This window comes from Faecalibacterium sp. HTF-F, from assembly GCF_023347535.1.
Taxonomy (GTDB): Bacteria; Bacillota; Clostridia; order Oscillospirales; family Ruminococcaceae; genus Faecalibacterium; species Faecalibacterium wellingii.
In genome coordinates this window covers 2,568,650-2,594,455 of sequence record NZ_CP094473.1, presented here as the reverse complement: position 1 = coordinate 2,594,455, position 25,806 = coordinate 2,568,650, and the positions used below count along the sequence as shown (strand labels likewise).

18 protein-coding genes and 2 rRNA genes are annotated in these 25,806 nt (G+C 57.2%); 9 read left to right on the top strand and 11 right to left on the bottom strand.

Features of this window, described 5'->3' with window-relative positions; genetic code table 11:
- Positions 1-162: 162 nt before the first annotated feature.
- Positions 163-2,997: ribosomal RNA gene (locus tag MTP37_RS12270) — 23S ribosomal RNA — on the top strand.
- Positions 2,998-3,124: 127 nt separating this feature from the next.
- Positions 3,125-3,241: ribosomal RNA gene (rrf, locus tag MTP37_RS12265) — 5S ribosomal RNA — on the top strand.
- Between the two features lie 194 nt (positions 3,242-3,435).
- On the opposite strand, the gene lepA is transcribed toward rrf, so the two are convergent.
- Genes lepA through MTP37_RS12245 form a run of 4 tightly spaced genes read right to left on the bottom strand, consistent with a single transcriptional unit; the run spans position 3,436 to position 7,852 of the window.
- A complete protein-coding gene (gene lepA / locus MTP37_RS12260; RefSeq protein WP_097774375.1) occupies positions 3,436-5,247 on the bottom strand; it encodes a translation elongation factor 4 in 1,812 nt (603 codons plus the stop codon).
- A 53-nt stretch (positions 5,248-5,300) separates the two neighbouring features.
- Positions 5,301-6,503 (bottom strand): alanine racemase, encoded by a 1,203-nt coding sequence (gene alr / locus MTP37_RS12255; protein ID WP_249237515.1) that lies wholly within the window; start codon positions 6,501-6,503, stop codon positions 5,301-5,303.
- A gap of 3 nt (positions 6,504-6,506) precedes the next feature.
- Positions 6,507-7,286, bottom strand: coding sequence for a tRNA 2-thiocytidine biosynthesis TtcA family protein (locus MTP37_RS12250; protein ID WP_249237514.1), 780 nt, complete (start codon positions 7,284-7,286; stop codon positions 6,507-6,509).
- On the bottom strand, positions 7,283-7,852 hold the full coding sequence (locus MTP37_RS12245; RefSeq protein ID WP_249237513.1) for a hypothetical protein: 570 nt from the start codon (positions 7,850-7,852) through the stop codon (positions 7,283-7,285). Before MTP37_RS12245 ends, MTP37_RS12250 begins: the two co-directional genes overlap by 4 nt.
- Before the next feature lie 311 nt (positions 7,853-8,163).
- Between MTP37_RS12245 and rplM the strand changes: the two genes are divergently transcribed.
- Both rplM and rpsI read left to right on the top strand, forming a co-directional pair.
- Positions 8,164-8,592: a 50S ribosomal protein L13 gene (gene rplM, locus MTP37_RS12240; protein WP_005938158.1), complete on the top strand. Its 429-nt coding sequence runs from the start codon at positions 8,164-8,166 to the stop codon at positions 8,590-8,592.
- A gap of 17 nt (positions 8,593-8,609) precedes the next feature.
- The gene (rpsI, locus tag MTP37_RS12235) at positions 8,610-9,008 is read left to right on the top strand and encodes a 30S ribosomal protein S9 (RefSeq protein WP_249237512.1); all 399 of its coding nucleotides are present in this window, start codon (positions 8,610-8,612) and stop codon (positions 9,006-9,008) included.
- A 917-nt stretch (positions 9,009-9,925) separates the two neighbouring features.
- Here rpsI and MTP37_RS12230 read toward each other — a convergent pair.
- The 7 genes from MTP37_RS12230 to MTP37_RS12205 form a co-directional block, all read right to left on the bottom strand.
- Complete coding sequence (locus MTP37_RS12230; protein WP_249237511.1) at positions 9,926-14,092, bottom strand: hypothetical protein; 4,167 nt, start codon at positions 14,090-14,092, stop codon at positions 9,926-9,928.
- A gap of 495 nt (positions 14,093-14,587) precedes the next feature.
- Positions 14,588-14,839 (bottom strand): phage holin, encoded by a 252-nt coding sequence (locus MTP37_RS12225; RefSeq protein ID WP_249237510.1) that lies wholly within the window; start codon positions 14,837-14,839, stop codon positions 14,588-14,590.
- Between the two features lies 1 nt (position 14,840).
- Positions 14,841-15,068 (bottom strand): hypothetical protein, encoded by a 228-nt coding sequence (locus tag MTP37_RS12220; protein WP_249237509.1) that lies wholly within the window; start codon positions 15,066-15,068, stop codon positions 14,841-14,843.
- A gap of 13 nt (positions 15,069-15,081) precedes the next feature.
- Complete coding sequence (locus MTP37_RS12215) at positions 15,082-15,492, bottom strand: YcbK family protein (protein ID WP_249237508.1); 411 nt, start codon at positions 15,490-15,492, stop codon at positions 15,082-15,084.
- The gene (locus MTP37_RS13145) at positions 15,485-15,598 is read right to left on the bottom strand and encodes a CD1375 family protein (protein WP_256469107.1); all 114 of its coding nucleotides are present in this window, start codon (positions 15,596-15,598) and stop codon (positions 15,485-15,487) included. The genes MTP37_RS12215 and MTP37_RS13145 overlap by 8 nt, the downstream gene beginning before the upstream one ends.
- Positions 15,598-15,990 carry a hypothetical protein gene (locus tag MTP37_RS12210; RefSeq protein ID WP_249237507.1) on the bottom strand — a complete coding sequence of 131 codons (393 nt, stop codon included), beginning with the start codon at positions 15,988-15,990 and terminating at the stop codon, positions 15,598-15,600. The genes MTP37_RS13145 and MTP37_RS12210 overlap by 1 nt, the downstream gene beginning before the upstream one ends.
- A gap of 18 nt (positions 15,991-16,008) precedes the next feature.
- On the bottom strand, positions 16,009-17,481 hold the full coding sequence (locus MTP37_RS12205) for a phage baseplate protein (protein ID WP_249237506.1): 1,473 nt from the start codon (positions 17,479-17,481) through the stop codon (positions 16,009-16,011).
- Positions 17,482-18,204: 723 nt separating this feature from the next.
- Between MTP37_RS12205 and MTP37_RS12200 the strand changes: the two genes are divergently transcribed.
- The 5 genes from MTP37_RS12200 (at position 18,205) to MTP37_RS12180 (ending at position 25,802) form a co-directional block, all read left to right on the top strand.
- On the top strand, positions 18,205-19,263 hold the full coding sequence (locus tag MTP37_RS12200) for a 3D domain-containing protein (RefSeq protein WP_249237505.1): 1,059 nt from the start codon (positions 18,205-18,207) through the stop codon (positions 19,261-19,263).
- A 289-nt stretch (positions 19,264-19,552) separates the two neighbouring features.
- Positions 19,553-21,817: a 1,4-alpha-glucan branching protein GlgB gene (gene glgB / locus MTP37_RS12195; RefSeq protein ID WP_249237504.1), complete on the top strand. Its 2,265-nt coding sequence runs from the start codon at positions 19,553-19,555 to the stop codon at positions 21,815-21,817.
- An 87-nt stretch (positions 21,818-21,904) separates the two neighbouring features.
- Positions 21,905-23,098, top strand: a complete 1,194-nt coding sequence (locus MTP37_RS12190) for a glucose-1-phosphate adenylyltransferase (RefSeq protein ID WP_249237503.1) — start codon at positions 21,905-21,907, stop codon at positions 23,096-23,098.
- On the top strand, positions 23,092-24,219 hold the full coding sequence (gene glgD / locus MTP37_RS12185) for a glucose-1-phosphate adenylyltransferase subunit GlgD (RefSeq protein ID WP_154256293.1): 1,128 nt from the start codon (positions 23,092-23,094) through the stop codon (positions 24,217-24,219). The genes MTP37_RS12190 and glgD overlap by 7 nt, the downstream gene beginning before the upstream one ends.
- A gap of 164 nt (positions 24,220-24,383) precedes the next feature.
- The gene (locus tag MTP37_RS12180) at positions 24,384-25,802 is read left to right on the top strand and encodes a glycogen synthase (RefSeq protein WP_097774381.1); all 1,419 of its coding nucleotides are present in this window, start codon (positions 24,384-24,386) and stop codon (positions 25,800-25,802) included.
- Positions 25,803-25,806 lie beyond the last annotated feature (4 nt).

Genomic DNA, 25,806 nt, shown 5'->3' with positions numbered 1-25,806 from the left:
CACCAAGACGTACCTTGAAAACTGAATAATAACTGCGAAACAAAGATTATAGTAAGTTCTTTTTTAAGAAATATTACAATTTCAAAAGGAAGGGTAACAATAATCTTCGTTGGCAAGAGAGAATCAAGAGGATACCAAATGTTCTTGAAAGAACGTTTGAAAGGTCAAGCGAACAAGGGCGCAGGGCGAATGCCTTGGCACTGGGAGCCGATGAAAGACGTGATAAGCTGCGATAAGCTTCGGGGAGCTGCAAATAAGCATTGATCCGGAGATTTCTGAATGAGGAAACTCACCTGGGTTCATACTCAGGTACGTTATACTGAACTTCAAAATAGGTATATCGAGGGAACCGCCTGAACTGAAACATCTAAGTAGGGCGAGGAAGAGACATCAAACGAGATTCCGTAAGTAGTGGCGAGCGAACGCGGAAGAGGGCAAACCGAGAGTAGAAATACTTTCGGGGTACGGAGCGCATTTAGGACTTAAGTTGTTAACCGAACGGCATGGGAAGGCCGGTCAGAGAGTGTGAAAACCACGTAGGTGAAAACGACAAGAGCCGAGCGAATTCCAGAGTACGGCCAGACACGTGAAACCTGGTCGGAATACGGGGGGACCACCCTCCAACCCTAAATACTACCCAGTGACCGATAGCGTATAGTACTGTGAAGGAAAGGTGAAAAGCACCCCGGGAGGGGAGTGAAAAAGAACCTGAAACCCTGTGCCTACAAGCACCTAGAGCGCGTCAAAGCGTGATAGGGTACTTTTTGTAGAACGGTCCGGCGAGCGATTGTATGCAGCAAGGTTAAGGACTTAAGGTCTGGAGCCGAAGCGAAAGCGAGTTTGAAAAGGGCGTTAAGTTGCATATAATGGGCCCGAAACCGGGTGACCTACCCATGGTCAGGTTGAAGTGGAAGTAAAATTCCATGGAGGACCGAACCGACCTCCGTTGAAAAGGCGGCGGATGAACTGTGGGTAGCGGAGAAATTCCAATCGAACCCGGAGATAGCTGGTTCTCCCCGAAATAGTTTTAGGACTAGCCTCAAGTTAGATACCTGGAGGTAAAGCACTGAATAGCCTAGCGGCCGAGAGGTTAGCGAAGCTTATCAAACTCAGAATGCCAGAGTATTGATGCTTGGGAGTCAGACAGTGTCAGATAAATGTCATTGTCAAAAGGGAAACAGCCCAGATCTACAGCTAAGGTCCCAAAGTCAGGTTAAGTGGAAAACGATGTGAAGATACGCAGACAACCAGGATGTTGGCTCAGAAGCAGCCACTCATTCAAAGAGTGCGTAATAGCTCACTGGTCGAGCGTCTTTGCGCGGAGAATTTAACGGGGCTAAACCTGACACCGAAGCTTAGGCAATACAGCAATGTATTGGGTAGGGGAGCGTTGTATACGCGGTGAAACAGTAGCGTAAGCGGCTGTGGAGTGTATAGAAGTGAGAATGCCGGAATGAGTAGCGCGAATGCAGTGAGAATCTGCATGGCCGAAAGCCTCAGGTTTCTGGAGGAAGGTTCGTCCGCTCCAGGTTAGTCGGGAGCTAAGGTGAGGCCTAACGGCGTAGCCGATGCACAGACGGTAGAGATTCCGTCACCACCAAAAGAGTTAAGCACAGGGACACATATGAAGTCTCGGAGCCGGGTGTTGGTTCCGGTAGCGATCGAGGGAAGTTAGTACCGAAGTCCGGGATGGAAGATGGCGAGAAAAGCTGTGTGTATTTCTGCGGTGCCCGTACCGCAAACCGACACAGGTAGGTAGGAAGAAGATTCTAAGGCCAACGGGAGAAGGGTTGTTAAGGAACTCGGCAAATTGACCCCGTAACTTCGGGAGAAGGGGTGCTGCAGCAATGCAGCCGCAGAGAATCGGCCCAAGCAACTGTTTACCAAAAACACAGGTTTGTGCTAAATCGAAAGATGACGTATACGAGCTGACGCCTGCCCGGTGCTGGAAGGTTAAGAGGAGATGTGCAAGCATTGAATCGAAGCCCCAGTGAACGGCGGCCGTAACTATAACGGTCCTAAGGTAGCGAAATTCCTTGTCAGGTAAGTTCTGACCCGCATGAAAGGCGTAATGATTTGGGCACTGTCTCAACAGCCCGCCCGGCGAAATTGTAGTACCGGTGAAGATGCCGGTTACCCGCGACAAGACGGAAAGACCCCATGGAGCTTTACTGTAGCCTAATATTGGGTTTCGATGTTGCATGCACAGGATAGATGGGACACTGGGAAGCAGGTGCTTTGGCGCTTGTGGAGTGGCCGTTGGGATACCATCCTTGCGATATTGGAATTCTAACCTGCGCCTTTGAATCAAGGCGGGGGACATTGTTAGGTGGGCAGTTTGACTGGGGCGGTCGCCTCCTAAAGAGTAACGGAGGCGTTCAAAGGTTCGCTCAGCTTGAACGGAAATCAAGCAAAAGAGTGCAAACGCAGAAGCGAGCCTAACTGCGAGACTGACGGGTCGAGCAGTAACGAAAGTTGGAGTTAGTGATCCGGTGGTATGTGAGTGGAAATGCCATCGCTCAACGGATAAAAGTTACCCTGGGGATAACAGGCTGATCTCCCCCAAGAGTCCACATCGACGGGGAGGTTTGGCACCTCGATGTCGGCTCATCGCATCCTGGGGCTGTATTCGGTCCCAAGGGTTTGGCTGTTCGCCAATTAAAGCGGTACGCGAGCTGGGTTCAGAACGTCGTGAGACAGTTCGGTCCCTATCTGTCGTGGGCGCAGGATATTTGATGGGAGCTGTTCCTAGTACGAGAGGACCGGAGCGGACGTACCTCTGGCGCACCAGTTGTTCTGCCAAGAGCATAGCTGGGCAACTATGTACGGATCGGATAAACGCTGAAAGCATCTAAGCGTGAAGCCGACCCAAAGATAAGATATCCCATTGTTTCAAACAAGTAAGACCCCTTGAAGACTACAAGGTTGATAGGCACGATGTGTAAGTGGAGCGATCCATTCAGCAAGCGTGTACTAATAGGTCGAGGGCTTGACCACAATTCGCTTGAGACTCTCAAGAGTCAACGAAAAAATGTAAGCAGTGATTATTCAGTTTTGAAGGCACGTCCTTCTACAAATACTGGACAAAGTACAACAGATATGTTATACTAGGCCAGTCAGATCGGTCGGTGTCGATGACGGTGAGGTTCCACCTGTTCCCATTCCGAACACAGAAGTTAAGCTCACTTGTGCCGAAGATAGTTCGCTGGAAACGGCGCGTGAAAATAGGTAGTCGCCGACTTGAACAAAAACGCTTCAGAAGAGATTCTGAGGCGTTTTTTGTTGTCTGAACTGCTGGTTTGAAAAATGTCGTAAAGGATAGAAAATGAGAGCTGCAGAGGAAACCTTTGCACTGCAGTAAAAACAGATGAAACAAGCCCGCGTCCCGGTATGCGCAGTTGCATGACCGGAACGCGGGCCTTTGCTTTTATAGGATCAATCGTCGTCGCTGTCCAGCTTGAGCACAGCGGTGAAGGCCTCACTGGGCAAGGAAACGCTGCCCAGCTGACGCATCTTCTTTTTGCCTTCCTTCTGCTTTTCCAGCAGCTTCTTTTTGCGGGAGATATCACCGCCGTAGCACTTGGCCAGCACGTCCTTGCGCATGGCCTTGACCGTCTCGCGGGCAATGATCTTGCCGCCGATGGCGGCCTGCACCGGGATCTCGAACAGGTTGCGGGGGATGTTGTCCCGCAGCTTCTCGCAGATGCGGCGGCCCTTGGCGTAGGCGTTATCGCGGAACACGATCATGGACAGCGCGTCCACAGGGTCGCCATTGAGCAGGAAGTCCAGCTTGACCAGATCACTCTCACGGTACTCCTTGAACTCATAGTCGTAGCTGGCGTAGCCCCGGCTGCGGCTCTTGATGGCATCGAAGAAGTCGTACACGATCTCGCCCAGCGGCAGAGCATAGTGCAGGTCCACCCGCACATCGTCCAGATACTTCATGTCGATCAGCACGCCGCGCTTGTTCTGGCACAGATCCATCAGGCCGCCCACATAATCGTTGGGGGTGTACAGATGCACGTCCACAAAAGGCTCTTCCTGCTTGACGATGTTGGAGGGGTCCGGATAGCTGGAAGGATTGTCGATCATCTCCACGGTGCCGTCGGTCAGGGTCAGGCGGTAGCGCACGCTGGGGGTGGTGGTAATGATGTCCAGATCAAACTCCCGTTCCAGACGCTCGGTGATGATCTCCATATGCAGCAGGCCAAGGAAGCCGCAGCGGAAACCGAAGCCCAGCGCGGCGCTGGTCTCCAGCTCAAAGGTGAGGGAGGCGTCGTTCAGCTGCAGCTTTTCCAGTGCATCCTTCAGGTCGGGGTACTTGGCACCGTCGGCGGGGTAGATGCCGCAGAACACCATGGGCTTGACCTGACGGTAGCCGGGCAGTGCTTCGGCGGTGGGATTATTGGCCAGCGTGACGGTATCGCCCACGCGGGTGTCCTGCACGGTCTTGATGCTGGCGGTCAGATAGCCGACCTCACCAGCCTGCAGCTGGGCACAGGGAGAAAGGTTGGTAGCACCCATGTGGCCTACTTCCACCAGCGTGAACTCGGCACCGGTGGCCATCATGCGGATGGTGTCGCCGGGCTTGACGGTGCCTTCAAACACGCGGATATAGACGATGACGCCCTTGTAGCTGTCGTAGATGCTGTCAAAGATCAGGGCCTTGAGGGGGGCATCCGGGTCGCCGGTGGGGGCGGGAATGTCAGTAACGACACGCTCCAGCACCTGATCCACATTCAGACCGGTCTTGGCAGAAACGCGGGGCGCGTCCAGACAGGGCAGGCCGATCACGTCCTCCACCTCCTGCGCCACCTCGTCCGGGTGGGCACTGGGCAGATCGATCTTGTTCAGGATGGGCACCAGCTCCAGATCATGCTCCAGCGCCATGTAGGTGTTTGCCAGCGTCTGGGCTTCCACGCCCTGCGTGGCGTCCACCACAAGGATGGCACCCTCACAGGCAGCCAGACTGCGGCTGACCTCATAGGCAAAGTCCACATGGCCCGGGGTATCGATAAGGTTGAACTCGTAGGTCTTGCCGTCCTTGGCGGTATAGTTCATGGTGACGGCACGGGCCTTGATGGTGATGCCGCGCTCGCGCTCGATGTCCATGTTGTCCAGGATCTGGTCTTCCATGGTGCGCTCGTCCACGCTCTTGGTCAGCTCCAGAATACGGTCCGACAGGGTGGATTTACCGTGGTCGATGTGTGCGATGATACAGAAGTTGCGGATATTATCTCTTGCCATTCAGTTCCTCCGAAAAAATTGAGAAGCTATGATAGAGCGGCCTGTGGTGCCGGTCATGCTTTCAGGATCCAGTCCTCGACATCCACGATCTTTCCGTGCTCAAGGTAAACGCGGGGCACGCGGCGGGACACGCCGCACAGCACCTCGTAGGAAATGGTGTCGGTCTTGCGGGCGATGGTTTCAGCCGTATCACTGACGCTGCCGCCCCACAGGATGGCCTCATCGCCCTCTCGGATGTCCGGGATGCCGGTCACATCCACCATCATCTGGTCCATGCACACGCGGCCCAGCACCGGGCAGGCCTTGCCGTGGATCTCCACGATGCCCTTGCCGCAGCTCAGCTGGCGGGGATAACCGTCAGCGTAGCCGGTGCACAGGGTGGCCACCAGCGTGGGCTTTTCGGCGGTGAAGCGGCGGCCATAGCTGGCGCTCTGGCCGGGCTGCATTTCCTTGACCATGCTCACCACGGTCTTGAGGGTCATCACCGGCCGGAACTGCCCAAAGCGCACCTCGTCGCTGGGGTCGTAGCCGTAGAGGATGATGCCGGGCCGGGCCATGCAGCGCTCCCGGGCCAATCCCTCGGGCCAGTCCGGGTGCAGCATCACGCCCGCAGAGTTGTCGCAATGAACGGTCTGCGGCTCATGGCCTGCCGCCTTGAGCGCATGGAACGCTCTGACGAACAGCGCGTGCTGCTCTGCGGTATAGACAATGTTTTCTTCGGCGGTGTCGTCGGCCACCGAGAAGTGCTGGAACATGCCGGTCATTTCCAGCCCCGGCAGCGCACAGACCGCCAGCATTTCGCGGATGGCGGCGTCAAAATCGGTGCGCAGGGCAAAGCCGATGCGGCCCATGCCGGTATCGGCCTTGAGGTGGATCTTTACCCTGCCACCTGCCTTTACCGCAGCAGCGGAAAGGTTCTGCGCCTGCTCGGTGGAGTAGCATGCCACGGTGATATCCTCGTGGATGAGGGTCTGGGCGTACTCCGACTGCACATGGCCCAAAATGAGGATGGGCAGAGTCTGCCCGTCCTGACGCAGCTGCATGGCCTCGGTCAGGCAGCTGACGGCCAGACAGACCGCGCCCTCCTCGGCAAAGATGCGGGCACACTGCACGGCACCGTGGCCGTAGCTGTCGGCCTTGACCACCGCGCACAGCGGCAGGGCACCGGCCCGGGCCTTGACGGCCCGGAAGTTATGACGCAAGGCGTCCAGATCGATCTCGGCCCAGACGTGTTTTTCAAAAGGTTGAGTCTGCATGATTCATTCTTCCTCGTTTGTAATTGCAAAGCTGCCGCGTCCGGTGTGGACGGGACGCCAGCCGTCGATGCCGCTCTCCTGCAGGGCGTGCAGGGTCTTTTGCCGGAAGGCGTGGTCGGTGCGGCAGCGCTCCTTGACGAACTCCTTGGTCTGTTCGCGCACGGTCACGCCGTCGGCAGGGCAGACGCTCTTGACGATGGGCAGCCCCTCAGCGTGCACTGCGGAAATGACCTCCTGCTCGGTGGCCAGCAGCATGGGCCGGATGAGGGTCAGGTCCCGGCGCGAAAGATAAGTGACCGGCGAGAAACAGCCGATGCGGCCCTCCCGCCAGAGATTCATGTAAAAGGTCTCCACGGCATCGTCCAGATGGTGGCCCAGCGCCACCTTGTTGCAGCCCAGTTCCTGCGCCGCCGTGTGCAGTGCGCCGCGCCGCAGCTTGGCGCACAGGGCGCAGGGGTTCTTCTCCTTGCGGTAGTCGAACACCACGGGGCCGATCTCGGTGCGGCGGATCTCATAGGGGATGTCGTACCGGGCAAACAGCTCCTGCAATACGGTGTAATCCATGGGCTTGCCGCCGAACTGCGGGTCCAGCGTGACGGCCTGCACCGTAAAATCAAAGCCGATGTACTTGCGCAGTTCGGCAAGGCCGATGGTCAGCGCTACGCTGTCCTTGCCGCCGGAAACGCCCACCATCACTTTATCGCCGGGGGCGATCATTTCATAGTCCTGCACAGCCTTGCGCATCAGGCCGCACAGACGCTGCATCGCACGGGAACTGCTCATGACAGGGTCACACTTTCCACAAGGTTCACAATGTCGTTGATGGAGGCCAGTTTGGTCAGGCCGGAAACATACACCACGTCACCGCTGGGGTAGGTAATGGTGGCCAGCACCGCATAATACGCCTGAATGTCGCAGCGCACGGCCTCCACCTCGGCACCGTCCACGGTCAGGTTCACCTTGCGGGGCTTGATGACGCCATAGGCCTGCTTGAGGTCTTTCTCGGACGCATCGATAAAGTCCGCGTAGCTGTCGGCGGTGCCGCGCTGCAGCAGCACGGCTTGGTAGTCCTCACCATCGGCGCTGTCTGCCGTGGCAAGTTCCAGCACGGTGCCAAGGGTGTTGTCCTCGGTCATCTGGCATACCTTCCAGATGGAACTGTCGTAGTAAACGGAAACGCCGTTGGAGCCGGTATAGTGGGTGTCCGGGTTTGCGGGCACACTGCGGTTGACCAGCAGCGTTAATATAATGTAAGCGACGATGCCAAGGGCAACAAAGATGCCCATGGCGGCCAGCAGTTTGGAGGTGCGGCGCTGGGCGGAAGCATTGCGGTCGATCTCGTTTGACATGTAGAAAGCTCTCCTTATCCGTGTGCACAGCAAAAGCTGCCATATCCTTTATAGTATACCACACCAAGGGGCAAAATTGTAGCGGGCAGAGGCAGAAAATGTGCGGCGGCGGGCAGAAAATTTTACAGAAAATGCGTTTTTAGAAAACGAGAGGATTCAAGAGAAAACGAGAGCATTCGAGAGATTGAAAAAATTACAGCGAAAAAATCAAAAAATGCTGTTGACAGGTGCCTTTTTATGATGTATACTGACACTCGCGCCCCACAAAGGCGCCTGAAACGTTACAAAAAGCTTATCAGGAGGAAATAGATATGAGCACTACTCTCGTAAAGCCCGCTGAAGTCGAGCGCAAGTGGTACCTGCTCGACGCTGCCGGCAAGAGCCTGGGCCACGTCGCTGCTGAGGCCGCTGTTCTGCTGCGCGGCAAGCAGAAGGTCGATTACACCCCCAACGTGGACTGCGGCGATTTCGTTGTTGTCATCAACTGCGATCAGGCTGTTCTGACCGGCAAGAAGGCCGAGCAGAAGTTCCACATCACCCACAGCAAGTACATCGGCGGCCTGAAGAAGGTCCAGTACAGCAAGCTGATGGCTGAGCACAGCGATCTGGCCATGACCTACGCTGTCAAGGGCATGATCCCTTCCAACACCATCGGTGCTAAGGCTCTGACCCGCCTGCACTGCTACCAGGGTGCCGAGCACGCTCACGCAGCTCAGAAGCCCGAGAAGATCGAGTTCTAAGAAGGAGGCAATCGAACATGTACGAAACCAAACCTTATTTCTACGGCACTGGTCGTCGTAAGGATTCCGTTGCCCGCGTTCGCGTTTACACCGGCACTGGCAAGATCACCATCAACGATCGTGATATCGACAACTACTTTGGTCTGGAGACCCTGAAGCTGATCGTCCGTTCTCCGCTGGTCCTGCTGGGCCTGGAGGGCAAGTACGATGTCGTCGTCCGCGTTTCCGGCGGCGGTGTTTCCGGTCAGGCTGGCGCTATCCGCCACGGCCTGAGCCGCGCTCTGCTGCAGCAGAACGAGGAGAACCGTCCTGTCCTGAAGAAGGCTGGCTTCCTGACCCGCGATCCTCGTATGAAGGAACGTAAGAAGTACGGTCTGAAGGCTGCACGTCGTGCACCCCAGTTCTCCAAGCGCTGATTATATTTCAGATGCATTTTTACGGCTCTGCTTCGGCAGAGCCGTTTTTTGCTGTCTGTTTTCCGGAGAACTGGGGGGCACGACTGCGCATCTCCGGCGGTTGCCCCGCAAGGGGCGAGCCGGAGGCGCTTATTGATCCTTGCTCAAGCATCGCGTGGCGTGCAGCGCACGCCCAGCGATGCACCTCAGTTCTCCAAGTGCAACGGCGACGACCGCAGCCAGCGGCTGAAACAGGGAGGAGCTGTTGGGGCCGCGGCCAGCAAGACACGAGCACCGCTCAAGGTGCGAAGTGGATGCTGGGAGCCGCAACCCGGAGGAACTTTTCCTGCGGCTCTGCTTCGGCAGAGCCGTTTTTGGTATATCCGGCAAAATACATTTTGACGTAAAAATGAACTTTTTGCCGGAGGCTTGACTTTTGCACGGAGTCGCGTATAATAGAAGTAGGCAATCACAAGGTTGATGAAGATTACCACAGGCACACAAAAGCGAACCCCCTCGGAGCTGCAACTCCGAGGGGGTTCTTCTGTGCTTACTGTCCTTTGCCGCGGCTGTCAAGCCACTTGCAAATGTAATAGGCAATCACATTTGCTCCGACAGCCACAAAAAGATTGATGAAGATGTCGCCCACATGACACACCTCCTTCCTGTTGCCAGAATGGAGAGGGCAGCGAAATAAGTATAACACAGTCGATAACGGTACGCAAATCATCTGCGTGTTCCCAATAAATTTTCCAGCAATAAACAAAGCGCCCCCACTCCGGTTTTGGAGCGGGGGCGCTTTGTTTGTGAGGTTTTACAGCCGGAAGGCTGTATGCGGAATAGGAGATTGGGACATATCAGCCAGAGCGATCCGGCTCAGTCTGTCCGGCGGTGCAAAGCAGGGAAACGCAGGTTTGTGAAAGGGGGGAAAGCGCGGCTCAGTGCTTTGCGTTTTTGCCGGTCAGGCTGGCGAACGCGCCAGTGATCATCAGGGTCATGCCGCTGAGGGCCAGACCGATGGCGGCCAGCCAGTTCACGCCGGTCTGCGGCAGGGCATGTGCGTCCTGCACAGCGGGCAGAGCGGGGTCAGCAGGCAGAACAGGGGCGTCCGGCTTTGCGTCCTGCACAGGCGGCAGCTCGGGGGTGCCGGGCAGTACGGGCGAGTCGGGGACCTTTTCCTCAATGATCTCGTCGCCGCCATCGTCGCCGTCGTCGCCGTCATCGTCGCCGTCATCGTCGGCAGGGGTCGTTACGGTTTTGGTTTCCGTAATGGGGTCAAGCTCCTGACGCTCCACGTAGGAGTAGTGGTACTTCACCGAGGAGTCGGTTTTCACACAGGCCTTCTTGGAGGCTTCGACCACTTCGGCATCCTTCGTGGAGGTGTAGCTGAACCCGAAAGCGCCGGTAAGCTTTTCAAACTCGCCATCCCACTCGGCGTTGGTGTCCTCCCAAGTCCGGTAGGTGGTGTATTCGGCAGTGCCTGCACCCGTGAAAGGCTTTTCGTAGTTGTGGGTTTCGTTGTGGTTCTGATCATACGAGCCAAACAGGCCGCTGCCGGTATCGGTATTTGTGGTTTCAGTGGGTTCGGTCTTGGTGCCGGGAATCACGTTCAACAGGCGGTTTGTCAGAGGTCTGGAAGTCTGTTCCACGGTCTTGTACTTGGTGATATCGGCATAGTAGTCGTAGTAGTTCTTGCCATGTGCGGACGATTCGGTCTTGGTGACCTGTGTCAGGCCGCTGATGCGCAGGTCAAAGCCGCCAGCCCACGCACGCCCATATCCGGTATCGCCATACCCGGAGTTGACGCAGGTGTTGCTGTCTTTCGACATATAACCATACGCAGTCAGAGAGGACTCGTAGGTGTAGGCTTTATAAACCGTAACCGTATATTCGTTGCCCCACCAGTCTGTTTCGGTTTTCTGCAGTGCCACAATGTTCGGCTTATAGTCTTTATCGTTCGGGTGATCTTTTACCCAATCAGCCAGAGCATTGTTTGCATCGTTCCATGTGCCGTATTCTTTGCCGTCTTCCAGAGAATTGTAGGCGATGGTGCCGGTCAGGCGGTAGTAGGCACTCGCATGGGGGTACTGGTCATTGTCCTTGTCGATCCAACTGGAGCGGCCGTTTCCGCGCTCATACTCGTAATGGCCCTTGGAACCGTCGCCGCCGTTCTGCTTGCCATCATCGTAAGAAATGGAGTCTTGGAACTTTGCCCGTTTGTCCGGCTTATTCTTATTGACAAGATCCTCAGCATCCATGTTCCACTCGAACTTGAACTTCTTGTCGCCCTTGTTCAGCAGGATCGCATCGGCGGTGGAGCCATCTTCCAGAACCAGGTCGGAATCGGTAGCAAGGTCAAGGTGGCCGATATAGTTCGGCGTCTCACCGGTATCGTAATGGCCAAACAAGTAGTCATGACCAATGCCTGCACCGGTATAGGATTTGCCCTCTGCATCAGCATCAGCTTTCTGCTTTTTGAGCATGGCAACGATCTCATCATCGCTCATGTTTTTGTAGTTGATGGCAGTCTTGAAGTAGGTGATGATCGTTTCGACTTCAGTGTGCTGATCGACGTGGTGGCCGTTCACTTCGATGTACTCACCCTCTTCGAGACCGGCCTGAAGCTCTGCGATTTTTGCTTTCAGCGCGTCCTCAGCATCCTGCTGCTTGGAGTCAGAAACGGAAATTGTGAAACGGGAGTCCTCGACAACTTCTTTTGTCTTGACGGTGATGGACTCAACGGTGGTGTTATAGGTGACGTTATAGGTCACATTGCCGTCTTTATAGCTGGCGGTGCCGTCCGAATTGACCTTGACATCCGTATAGCCCTTGCCTTCCAGAGCTGCCTTGATCTCATTAACGCCAACGCCGAGCTCCGAGGTGGTGACTGTGATCGTGACAGAACCATCCTCGCTGCGGTAGACGTTATCCGTGCCATCAACCTTTTTCAGGCCGCTATAGGTTTTGCCGCCCTCCTTGGTTTCGGTAAAGGTGAAGGTGCCATTATCTTCGGTTTTCTTCCGGAAGTTCCGCTCGATCTCGATATGAGTGGGCTCACTGGTATCCGGAGAGGTAATGGAATCTATCTTCTTTTCGGTCATCTTCCACGTAACCGTGGTAAAGTCGGGGTGGGAGATGTCCTTCAAATCTTCAGGAGCAGAACCCGGTGTATACGTAAACTCATAGGTCTTTCCGTCCTTGGTTTTGAAGCTCTGCAACGTGCCATCATTGTTGTATACAGCGTCACCGTCAAGCTCAAAACCGCCCGGAACACTCCGGAAGTCAAAGTCCTTTCCAAAGGCGGTTTCCGTCTTGGAATCGTTCTGAATGAGGGTCTTGCCTTCCTCGGTCCAGATCACGGTGGAACCAGTCACTTCGGCAGAACCGGTCTCGGTGTTCTTCTCGGCAGAAGAAGCGTCCGGCTTAACAGTGGAGGGGTCTTTGATCTTTTCAGAGCTGCTGACGATGCCCTTTTCCGTATAGCTGAAGGTGTACGTTTTGTCGGTGTCGGGATCCGTCCACTCAAACTTACCGCCGTTTGCCTTGCTCAGGTCGATGTCAGCCTTCGTCAGGCTCTTGCCAGCCTCTTTGTTGATGGCTTGTGCCAGTGCATCCTTCAGGGCCTCGTCCTGTGCCGTCTCTTTGGCATCGGCCTTGGCCTGCTCCGGGGTCTTTTCGCTGCCGTCCACCTTCTGGGTGTCGGACTCCTTGCCGTGGTGGTCGGTGATGGTGATACCCAATTTGAGCATGCTGCGCAGCAGAGTGTTCTGCTCGTTGGTCACGCGGCACACTTCGCCCTGATCGGTGGTATAGCACAGTTTGCCATCAGCGTCCACAGAGTATTTGCTGCCGGTGGTATTCTGGTTCAGCAGGTCGCGAAGCTCGGTGTCAGTAAGGCTGTCCAGCTTCGTGTCGGTCTCGTTCTTTGTGATGGTATAGGTCAGGTTGTTTTCCTTGTCCTCATAGGTGAAGGTGCCGTCCCCATTATCATGGGCTTTACCCAGAATATCCGTCACATTGAAGGTGTGATCCTTGCCCTTATCATCCTGCACAGTGATATCGGTGGAAGGATAGGGGTAATTCGTATCTTCCTTGGTGCCGAGCTCTTCGGTTTTCTCGTGATTCTGGTTTGCCATCGTGACGGTCAGGGTGGTGCGGGTGATCTTGGTGGCCGTGCTGGAATCCACCTTGACGGTGGTGGTCTGCTTCTGGCCCTGAGAGTCGGTGAACTCTTTGGTCAGGGTGTAGGTGCCATCGCCGTTATCCTTGTAACCGGCTTCGATCAGCTTGGAAATGTCAAGCCCGGTCATCTCGCCTTCAATTTTGTCTTCTTTGGTCAGGGTGAAGGTCTTGGTGCCGTCCGTTTCCACGGCGTCGGTCACAGTGTAATCACCGAACTTGGTATTGGGTTCGGTGTCCCAGCGCAGTGCTCCGTCCAGCTCCTCCTTCAGGGTTCCCTTCACGTCCTCAGAAGAGTCTTCCTCCGTCTTGGCACTGGCCTCACCCTCGACCTTGGTGGTGGTTTCAAGCGCGGCATCGGTGGTGGTGGTAGTCGTGGTGGTGGTAGAACCGTCCGGGTTGGTGGTCGTGGTGGTCGTGGTGGTCGGTTCGCCCAGCACAAGCTTCGTGTCCTTGGTCTCCGTCTCGGACTTTTCAGCTTCGCCAATGGGCTTTTTCTCTGTTTCGCTGCCGCCGTCCTTGGGGCCTTCCTGCTCATTGTTCAGGTCGGTCTCGGGCTGCTGTGCGCCGGGCTCACTCTCTTTGGGCACATCGCGGTTCACAGGGCCGGTGCTCTCGGTGGTGGTGGAAGAATCGTCCTTGGTGACCTTGTCGTTGTCGTGGTTATAATCCACGCTGATATCCGGGTCGCCGATCACATCCACAGCGCCCTCGCTCTTCTGGTTGGTCACCGGATCGGACGACACACTGGCAGCAGCAACGGGTGCAGAAGCCGGGCTTTCCCCTTCCGATTGGGGCGCGCTGTCGGGTGCGTCATTCGAGACGGCGTTCACATCATCTGCCGCATTCGCGATCAGGGGCTGGGCCGCAACACATGCGGTCAGTGCCATAGACATTGCAGCAACTTTAAACTTTTTGTTCGTCATGATCCCAGGTCTCCTTTCCTGTCGCCATGTGTATAATAGCCCGATAAATCGGACTGCATAAACTGCTTCCAACAACTACTTACGTTATGGCGTTTTCTAGAATTTTCGTCAAGAAAAACCATCCCGTAACGTTGAAATTCTGCGTTCTGTATCAATCGGCACCCTGCAGATTTGAAACTAATTCCAAGGGCTTGTTGCACGTTTGGCGTGATTTGTTGCAGACGTGTGCGTTTATGTGACGTTTGTGTTGCAGACGCATGGAATTACCATAGAAATTCCTCCCTTTCGTTCCTGTCTGGATTATACATGATTTGGGCGCGAAAATCATCAAAACCTGCGTGAATCGCCCTCGAACCTGCGTGAATCGCTCAAACGGACAGCAAAAAAGCCCCGGGAAGGGCCGCTGCGCGCCTCCCGGGGCTGCTGTGAAAGATGGCTAAAAAAGTAGTACTTCCAATTTAAAAAGTATTACTTTTGCACCATTCGGGTGCCGGTTCACTCGCCTTTCTGCTTCAGGCGGGCGTATTCGGCGTCTGCCTGAATGGCAGCGGCGGTGAAGCTGTTGTTGTTCCACCAGCTCACCAGCGCGGCCACGGTGGTGATGCCGGCGGTGACCAGCTGCTCCACGGTCTGGCTCTCGATGGGCAGCACGGGCTTGCCGCAGGCGCTCAGCAGCTGATTGGTCAGGGCCAGCAGCAGGCAGGCGGTGCGGGCGATGGTTGCGGCGGAGATCTTATGGATGTTCATGTCAGTTCCTCACTTTCTCGTTGTGTTCAAGGTCTGCGATGCGGTGGTTGGCCACCTTCATCTGTTCTTCTAAGATGGGTACGCGGCGGGCAAAATTGTTATGCTCGCGCACCTCACGGGTCAGTTCTTCCAGCTTGGTGTCGGTCACGGCCTGACTGCGGCTGTTGGCGATCAGCACACCGATCAGGGTCACGGCACCGGCGATCACGGCGGACAGGATGCTTTCCACTGGGCTCACCCCCTCAGCCCGTCCACCGGCTCTTGATGGGGCGCACGTCCACATGCACCCAGCCCGCTGCCCGGCCTGCCTTTGCCGGGTAGCGGCCAATGCCGCCGGTGCCGGGCAGCAGAGTTTCCGCGTAGGCGGCAAGCTGCTCCACCGGAACACCGGCCAGCCGGATGTCGGCGGCTCTGCCGTAGCAGTGCTGGCTGTAAGGGGCACCGCCCACGGCTTTGTTGTGGGCGGCGGTGCGGTAGCCGCTGGTAATGACCACCGGCACACCGAAGTGATCCCGGATGCTCTGCAGCAGCTGTACCAGCGCACTGTCCACGAAAAGCGGGTCGGAGCCGTCCCTGCAGGCAAATTCCCGCACCCGGAAGCTGCGGCTCAGCAGGGCATTGCCGTCCTTCCGGCGGGAATAGGCGTTAAGCATGGGCGTCCTCCTGCAGCAGGGCTGCCACCGCGTCCCGCAGCCGGGCGGGGACATCGTCCAGCGTTTTGAGCCCCTTGCGGATCAGGGCTGCATAGATCTTTGCCATCAGGCATCACTCCTTTCGTACAGTTCACACAGGGCAAGCTGCAGGTCGGTCAGCTGCTGCATCAGGTCGGCCACCGTGTCCGGCAGCTTTTCCCGCTCCTGCTGCTTCTTGCGCGCTTCTTCCTGCGCGGACAGCTCTTCGGCGGTATAGCGGATGTACCTTTTAATGGGCAGCTGCTCGACCCACGCGGGCCTTGCCGGTACGCCCGGCACATCCACCACCCGCTGCACGTCCCTGCCGCCGCTGGGGTATTCAGCCACCGTCTCGTAGTGGGCCACCTCGGCCACGGCCTCCTGCGCCGGATGCTCCAGCGGCTGGGTGTCGTCGGTCAGGTAGCCCAGCGTCAGGTCGGGGTTTTCCACGACCGCACCGGTCTCGTCGATGATCTTCATGGTTCAAAACCTCCTTTCTCAGGCCACGCGGTGCCAGATGTGCACATAGTAGGCGGCGGGCTGCACGGTGCTGCTGCGTCCGTAGATGGCATTGGATCTGGACGCATCCAGACTGAACTTAAAAACATTCGAATAGTTCATAAAACTGCTGTTGTCTACGCCAGCCGTTGCGTTCTGGTCGGAAGCAGTGACCGCACCGGATACAGCATTCTTGCCATAGTATACATTCGCGACAAAAGAACCGGTGATGTTCGGCAGACCGGCTTTCACGGTGGTGCCTGCTGCGTGGGTGCCGGATGCACCCATCAGTACCCGCTCGGACGCGATCTCCTCCCAGCTGCCGCCGAACAGTGCGGCGGGGCTGGTGGGGTCGGTGCTCTGGTAGATGCTGCCCACGGGATACGCGCCGGAGCTGGGGGCCGAGAGCAGCGTGTCGATATCTTCCTTTGTATAATAGGAAGAAAGATCGGCACCGAGGGTGCGCAGGGCAGCGGCCTTGTCGTCCGCCGTCCATTCCCCGGCAGAGGCGGCAGTGGTCAGGGCCTTTTTCACGCCGTAGGGCAGCAGGGCGGGGGTCAGCGGCAGAACGGTGCTGTCCATGCTGTCCAGCTGGCTGCGGTCAGCGGGGGCCGTGGTCAGGGTGCCGTCACTACGCACGTTGATGCCGCAGGCCGGGTCCACCCGCACCGCCCCGGGGACCGATGCGGTGGGTACGGTGCTGCTGCGCAGATAGGGGGACAGGTCCGGCATGGCGGCGGTGTCGGTGAGCACCGCTCCGGTGTTGGGGTCTACGCTCAGCACCCGCAGCAGCTGGCCGGATACCGGCTGCGCAGGGCAGGGCAGTGCGCCCACCTCCTGCGCGGTGAGCTTTACGATGCCGCTTTTGCCGTTGACGCTGACCACCTGCCCGTCCGTGGGCACAAGCTCTTCGGCGCGGGCGGCAGCGGCCTCTGCACGGGCAGCGCACTGGGATGCATTGGCGCTGTCGGCGCTGGTGCGCTGTGCGGCGGTCTGGGCCTGCGCTGCGTTGGCCGCGGTGGAAGCTGCACTGGCTGCGGCACGCTGTGCCGCCGTGGAGGCGCTGCTGGAGCTTTCCAGCACGCGGGCCACGAACTGCTCGTACAGCGAGGGCGGTAGCTCCTCTGCGTCATCATCGATGGGCAGAATGGCGTAGCAGTCATAGCTGCCGGGCCGGGTGTAGGCGGTGTAGCCGTTTTCACCCATGGCGGCCAGCATCCACTGCCCGCCGGTGCTGCCGGTCAGGCGGCGGTCCACCGTGACGCGGTGCTGGGTGTCCAGCGCCACCGGCGCCAGCAGGGTGCCGTCGCTGCGGCGCAGATACAGCGCAAGGGTGCACCCGTCCCATGCATCCGGCAGCTGGAACAGCAGCTCGTCCACCCCGGCGGCGTTCTGCGCACCGAGATGCAGCCGGTGCGGCTGGGCAAGGAACTCGGTGCCGCCGCACTGCTTTTGAATGATCTGGATCTTCACTTGAAAACCTTCCTTTCTGTTTTTTGTTTGATTGTATCGCGGCCGGACAGCGGCGGCGAGAGTGTACTTTATTTCCACAAGTTTCTATGCTTCGGCATTTTGCCGGAAGGCATTTTTCGGGGGAAATTCGCACAGATCCCGGTGGGGCAAAGGCGGGGCAACGGAAGGAAATGCCGCTGTGCAAAACCAGCGATTCAGGGCCGCTTGCCGTGCTGCCGGAACGGCCCAAAAGTGCAGTTTCCGGTGCGAAAAATCCAAAATAAATGTTAAAAATTCATGAACAAAACATCCCACAAAACAAAAGGAAAATCGGAAGGAAATAACCGAAATAACAATAATTTGGAGAAAACAATGTATAAATTGCACAAAAAATATCGTCAAAAAACTAACAAGAAGCAGACCCCTGATTTGACAAACGGCCTTTGGACTGGTAAAATAAGACCCGCTCAACGGAGCCAACAAACGTTGCAGCGTCTAAAATTTATCTGGATGAAGTGAAAACCATCTCACACATGGTGCGGCGCGGGCAGATGCGGCTCGGGCCGGGAGGAAAATGACACCTTCCGCAGCGGAGTCCAAATTGCATGCGATGCTCGGTCTTATCATAAAGAGGGCATCGTATTTGATTGTGGGGCCAGAGTGCTTCTGCCCGCCCCGCAGTCCGGGCGGCCGGGGCGTGGAACACCGTGTCTGCGGCCGCACCCAACTTTGAAAAGAGAGGAGTTGTCTCGTATCGCTTCCGTAAAAGTAAAGAAAGCTCTGACCGCCTGCAAGCAGGCTGTCTCTTCCCGTGTGCTGGCGTTCTGTGTCATGGTCGTGTGCCTTGTGGCTACACTCAGTGTGACCGCTGCGAATCTGCGGCTGACCTACGTCACAGACTCCAATGGTGCCCGGCAGGTGATCCTCACCTCCGAGACCGACCCTGCACAGGTCATGAACCTCTCCGGCATCCAGTCCGAAGAGGGTGATCGGGTCTATTACACGGCCTACAGCGGCAACCTTGCCGCCCTGAACATCGAGCGCGCATTCTCCGTCAGCATCACTGCCGACGGTCAGGAGTACCCCGTCAAGATGGTGTTCGGCACCGTCGCCGACGCTCTGAAGCGCGCAGGTATCACTCTGGAGGGTGACGACTACACCGAGCCTGCTCTGGACCAGCTGGTGAGCGCAGGTTCCACCATCACGGTGCACCGCGTGGACTACACCGACCGTGTGGAGACGCAGGCCATCCCCTATGATACCGAGTATGTCTACACCAGCCTGTATTTCCGCAACACCGGCCGCGCCACCACGGTGCGCCATGGTGCGGAAGGCCAGCAGACCATCACCACCCGCGACCGCTATGTGGACGGCGAACTGGAGAACAGCATCGTGGTGGATTCCACCACTACCGTGGAGCCCACCAACCATGTCATCAAGACCTATGGCGCGGGCGCACCGGTCTCCCCGCTGACCGGCCCGGATGGCACCACCAATGCACCGGCTTCCTACAGCAAGGTGCTCACCGGCAAGGCCACCGGCTACTACTCCAGGACCGGCAAGGGTTCCTCCGGCCTCGGCCTTGGCTATGGCACTGTGGCCGTGGACCCGGATGTGATCCCCTACGGCACCAAGCTGTATATCACCTCCACCGACGGCAAGTTCGTGTATGGCTACGCAGTGGCCACCGACACCGGCATTGCGGTGCAGAAGGGCGAGATCCTGGTAGACCTGTTCTATGAGACCTACGCCGAGAGCGTGATCAACGGTGCCATTCAGGTCAACGTCTACGTTGTGGGCTGAGAAACCTGAAAAACCCGGAACCGAAAATTTTTAACAGAAACAGAGAGCTTCTGTGCATCCTCCCCTTGGGGAGGGCGCGCAGAGGCTCTTTTTGTTTGCGGATTGGTAGGATTCACCATAAAATTTGCAAAAATTTAGAGGGTGTGTATATAAGGGAGAAATATCACCGAAAAGATTATGGTAAATTTTGATGAAATCCCCTTGAAAAACAGTCCGAAATTCTTTAATATAAAAGAGTAAAAAGCTACAGGTGCGCTTTCCGGCGCATCTGTACGGGGAGGAGCAGTCTATGAAACCGACCGAGGAAAAGATCCAGAGCAATGCATCGGACCTTCCGGTGTATCTGTTCAAACAGGGCAATAACTGTGAAGCATACCGCTACTTCGGCGCACACATGGAAACGCGCGCCGGTGAAGCGGGCGTGGTGTTCCGCGTGTGGGCACCCCATGCTGTGGCGATCAGCGTGGTGGGCGACTTCAACAGCTGGAAGCCGGGCAGCCACCCGATGCGCAAGGTGGATGGCGATTCCGTATGGGAATTGTTCATCCCGGGCATGAAGGAATACGATGTTTACAAATATTGCGTGACCACCCGTGCAGGTGATCTGGTCTATAAGGCCGATCCCTATGCATTCCACGCCGAGACCCGCCCGTCCAACGGCAGCAAGGTCTACGATATCACCGGCTTTGTGTGGCACGATGACGCATGGCAGGCAGCACAGAAAAAGGCGGACGTGATCAACGGCCCCATGAACATCTACGAGATGCACGCCGGCAGCTGGAAGATGAAGGAGGGCGACAAGCCCTATAACTATTCCGAGCTGGCAGACGAGCTGATCCCGTATATCACCGATATGGGCTATACCCATGTGGAGCTGCTGCCGGTCATGGAATACCCCTTTGATGGCAGCTGGGGCTATCAGGTCACAGGCTATTTTGCACCCACCAGCCGCTACGGCACCCCCAAGGACTTTATGGCCTTTGTGGACAAGCTGCACGCCGCCGGCATCGGCGTGATCATGGACTGGGTGCCTGCTCACTTCCCGAAGGACCAGTTCGGCCTGTACAACTTTGACGGCGAGGCCTGCTACGAGGACCCGAACCCGAAGCGCGGCGAACATAAGGAGTGGGGCACCATGGTGTTCGACTTCGGCCGCAGCGAGGTGCAGAGCTTCCTGATCTCCAGCGCACTGTACTGGCTGGAGCAGTACCACATCGACGGCCTGCGGGTGGATGCCGTGGCATCCATGCTGTATCTGGACTATAACCGCAAGCAGGGCGAATGGGAGCCCAACAAGGACGGCGGCAAGGAGAATCTGGAGGCCGTTGCCTTCCTGCGCAAGCTGAACGACACCGTGCTGGGCCGTCATCCGCACAAGTACATGATCGCAGAAGAATCCACCGCATGGCCCATGGTCACAAAGCCTGCTTCGGACGGCGGCCTTGGCTTCAACTTCAAGTGGAACATGGGCTGGATGAACGATATGCTCAGCTACATGAAGACCGACCCGCTCTTCCGTTCCGGCAACCACAACAAGGTCACCTTCAGCTTCTTCTACGCCTTCAGCGAGAACTTTGTGCTGCCCATCAGCCACGATGAGGTGGTGCACGGCAAGGGCAGCCTGATCAACAAGATGCCCGGCGAGTACGACGCCAAGTTTGCAAACCTGCGCACCTTCTTCGGCTACATGATGGCCCACCCGGGCAAGAAGCTGCTGTTCATGGGACAGGAGTTCGGCCAGTTCGCCGAGTGGAACGAGACAAAGCCGCTGGACTGGATGCTGCTGGGCTACGATAAGCACAACGAACTGCAGACCTATGTCAGGACCCTGAATGCCTTCTACAAGGAGCACCCCGCCTTCTGGCAGGTGGACTACAGCTGGGAGGGCTTCCAGTGGATCGTGCCGGACGACTCGCAGCAGAGCGTGATCGCCTTCCTGCGCAAGGACACTTCCGGCAAGCAGATCCTGGTGGTCTGCAACTTCAACCCCGTCCTGCGTGAGGGCTACACGCTGGGCGCACCGGTGGCAGGCTCCTACAAGGAGATCCTGAACAGCGACGATGCAGAGTTCGGCGGTTCCGGCGCAGTTCACAACAAGGCCGTGCGCACCCACAAAAAGCCGCTGCACGGGTTTGAGCAGAGCATCACGATCACCCTGCCGCCCATGAGCACGCTGTACTTTGAGGTGCCCGCCAAGCGCACCCGCAAGGCTGCAGAGGACAAGACCGATAAGGCGGGAAAAAAGACCACAGCCAAAAAGGCAAAGACCGCTGCTGAACCGGCAAAGACCGTGAAAAAGACCACCCGCAAGGCCAAGGCCGAGCCGGAGACCGCTGCAGAAGCACCCAAAAAACGCGGCCGCAAGCCCAAGGCAGAGGCTGCCGCTGCAGAGGAAAAGCCGGTGAAAAAGACCGCCCGCAAGGCCAAGACTGAGCCGGAGGCTGCCGCAGAGGCACCCAAAAAGCGCGGCCGCAAGACGAAGGCAGAGGCTGAGCCTGCAGCGGAAAAAGCACCCGCAAAGCGTACCCGCAAACCGAAGGAGCCCAAGAAATGACCCGGCACTTCGGCCGACCCATACCGCACACGTTGACGATCATTTCCGAATTACGGAAATGTTAATGTTAAAGGGGAGAATAAAGCTATGGCAAAAGAAATTGTGGCAATGATCCTTGCCGGTGGACGTGGCTCGCGCTTGTACGCGCTGACACAGAAAACGGCAAAACCCGCAGTGTCCTTCGGCGGCAAGTACCGCATCGTGGACTTCCCGCTGTCCAACTGCGTGAACTCCAACATCGACACCGTTGGCATCGCGACCCAGTATCAGCCCCAGAAGCTGAACGAGTACATCGGCAATGGCCAGCCCTGGGATCTGGACCGTCTGCACGGCGGCGTGCACACCCTGCCGCCCTACGAGCAGGCAAAGGGCACTGATTGGTACAAGGGCACTGCAAACGCCATCTACCAGAACATCGGCTTCATCGACAGCTACGATCCCGAGTATGTGATCATCCTGTCCGGCGATCAGATCTGCAAGCAGGACTATGCCGACTTCCTGCGCTTCCACAAGGAGAAGGGCGCAGAGTTCTCTGTGGCTGTTATGGAAGTGGACTGGAAGGAAGCCTCCCGCTTCGGCCTGATGGTGGCTGACGAGAACGACCGCATCACCGAGTTCCAGGAGAAGCCCCCGGTACCCAAGTCCAATCTGGCTTCCATGGGCATCTACATCTTCAACTGGGACGTTCTGAAGAAGTATCTGGAAGAGGATGAGGCAGACCCCAACTCCAAGAACGACTTTGGCATGAACATCATCCCGGCCCTGCTGCGGGACGGCCGCAAGATGTATGCTTACCGCTTTGCCGGCTACTGGCGTGACGTGGGCACCATCGACAGCCTGTGGGAAGCCAACATGGAGGTGCTGGACCCCGAAAACTCCGGCATCGATATCTTTGACGAGGAGTGGAAAATCTACAGCCGCAACCCGGTCCTGCCTCCGCAGAAGATCGGCCCCCGCGCTGTGGTGCAGGATTCCCTCGTCACCGAGGGCTGCAAGATCTACGGCAATGTGCATCACTCTGTGCTGAGCGCAGGCGTTATTGTGGAAGAGGGCGCTACCGTTGAGGACGCAGTCCTGATGGACGGCGTTGTGGTCAAGGCTGGTGCTGTTGTCAAGCGCTGCATCCTGGCGGAGGATGTTGTGATCGGTGCAGGCGCACGTGTGGGCGGCGATGGCCCCATTGCCCATGTGGGCACCGGCCTGACCGTCGGCGCAGGCGCAACCGTCAAGGAAGGCGCCAAAGTCTTTGAATCCGTCAAGGAGGGTATGGAAGTATGCTGAGCCAGAACACCAATGCGTTGGGTATTATTTTCCCCAACAGTTATGATAATACCGTCCCCGAGCTGGTGACCGAGCGCGCAATGGCTTCGATCCCCTTCGCGGGCCGCTACCGTATGGTGGACTTTGTTCTGTCCAGCATGGCAAACTGCGGTATCTCCAATGTTTCCATCGTGGTGCGCAAGAACTACCACTCCCTGATGGATCATCTGGGCACCGGTCGTGAGTGGGATATGGCCCGCCGTCACGGCGGCCTGAACATCGTGCCTCCTTTCGCTGAGAAGGGCGTGCGCATCTATTCCGGCCGTGTGGAAGCTCTGGGCTCCATCATGAACTTCCTGGAGAACCAGAAGGAAAAGTACGTGGTCATGAGCGACGCCAATGTTGCCCTGAACTACGACTTCAACGCCCTGCTGGCCGCCCATCAGGCAAGCGGTGCCGATGTGACCGTCGCTTACCAGAAGACCGAGATCCCCGAGGGCCGCAAGAACGACAACTACACCCTGACCGTTGATGCCGACGGCCGTGTGACCGAGCTGCTGTTCAACGATTACCGCCCCGGCGTGCAGAACCTTGACCTGAACATCTATGTTCTGGAGCGCGAGACTCTGCTCAAGCTGGTCCGGGATGCGACCTCCCGCGGCCTGATCTACTTCGAGCGCGATATTCTGGCCCACAATGTCAACATCCTGAACATCCACGCTCTGGAGTACACCGGCTATGTGGCACATGTCTGTGACATGAAGAGCTACTTCGACGAGAACCTCAAGCTGACCGATGACGAGAATCTGGAAAAGCTGTTCCCCAAGAAGAGCCCGGTCTACACCAAGATCCGCGACGACAACCCCACCCGCTATGTGCCGGGCTGCAAGGTGACCGACTCCATTCTGGCCGACGGCTGCGTGATCGAAGGCACAGTGGAGAACTGCGTGCTGTTCCGCGGCGTCAAGGTCAAGAAGGGTGCCGTTGTCAAGAACTGCGTGCTGATGCAGGATACGGTGGTGGAAGCCAATGCCGAGCTGGACTGCGTTGTTACCGATAAGAACGTGAAGATCACTGCCGGCAAGAAGCTGTCCGGCACCGAGAGCTTCCCGGTGTACGTGCAGAAGAACCACACCGTCTGATCTGTTGCATTATCCATAGGGGCGGCTTCCTCCCCGGTAGCCCCTCTTGAGAGGGGCGGGGGCACCTGTGTGCCCCCGCCTGCTCTTTTGTAAAAATGGTTCGTGCCGCTGAAAAATGCGGCGGGGAGCACGAAATGACCCAAACATATGAAAGGAGCGATCCTATGAGAATCCTGTATGCTGCTTCGGAAGCTGCACCCTTTGCAAAATCCGGTGGTCTGGCCGACGTTGCGGGCGCACTGCCCAAGGCTCTGGTCAAGGACGGCGTGGACGCCCGCGTCATCATGCCCCTGTACGGCGATCTGAAGTTCCGTGATACGCTGGAGTACGTGACCAATTATTCCGTCCCCGTGGGCTGGCGCAGCCAGTACTGCGGCCTGTTCAAGACCGAGCGGAACGGCGTGACCTACTACTTCCTGGACAACGAGTATTACTTCAAGCGCCGCGGCCTGTACGGCTTCTACGATGACGGCGAGCGTTTCGCCTTCTTCTCCCGCGCCGTTTTAGAGACCCTGTTCTACATCGATTTCACCCCCGATATCATCAACTGCAACGACTGGCAGACCGCACTGGTGCCGGTGTACCTGAATCTGTACTACCGTCATCTGGATAAGTTCAACCGCATCAAGACCATTTTCACCATCCACAACATCGCTTATCAGGGCAAGTACGGCACCGACATTCTGGAGGACACCTGCGGCATCGGCCGCCGGGATCAGCACATCGTGGAGTACGATGGCTGCGCAAACTTTATGAAGGGCGCCTTCGAGACCGCCGACAAGATCACCACCGTCAGCCCCACCTATGCCATGGAGATCCTCGACCCGTGGTTCAGCTATGGTCTGGACGCCCTGCTGCGGGAGAAGCAGTACAAGCTGTGCGGCATCCTGAACGGCATCGATACCGATTCCAACGATCCCGCTACGGATAAGAACATCCCCTTCAACTACGACATCACCAACTTTGAAGAGGGCAAGGCAAAGTGCAAGGAAGCCCTGCAGGATAAGTTCGGCCTGAACAAGGACGGCAGCCCCGTCTTTGCCATGGTCAGCCGCATGGTCGGCATGAAGGGCTTTGATCTGGTGCAGAGCATCGCCGATGGTCTGGTGGACCGCGGCATCGAGCTGGTCATTCTGGGCAGCGGCGAGAGCCAGTACGAGAACTTCTTCTCCGACCTGTGCGCACGCCACCCGGGCCGCGTAGGCACCTACATCGGCTTTGAGCCGGCCCTGTCGCAGGAGATCTACGCAGGTGCAGATGCCTTCATCATGCCTTCCAAGAGCGAGCCCTGCGGTCTGGCACAGATGGTGGCCTGCCGCTACGGTACGCCTCCCATCGTCCGCGAGACCGGCGGTCTGCGCGACTCCATCCACGACAGCACCATGGGCGAGGGCAACGGCTTCACCTTTGCGGGCTACAATGCCCACGAGCTGTATGTGGCCTGCTGCAACGCACAGAATGCTTACTATGACAAGGAGAACTGGAAGAACCTCGTGCATCACTGCATGGAGTGCGATTTCAGCTGGGATGTCTCCGCCAAGAGCTACGAGGGCCTGTACAACGAGACGGCAAACCTCTGGTAATGTT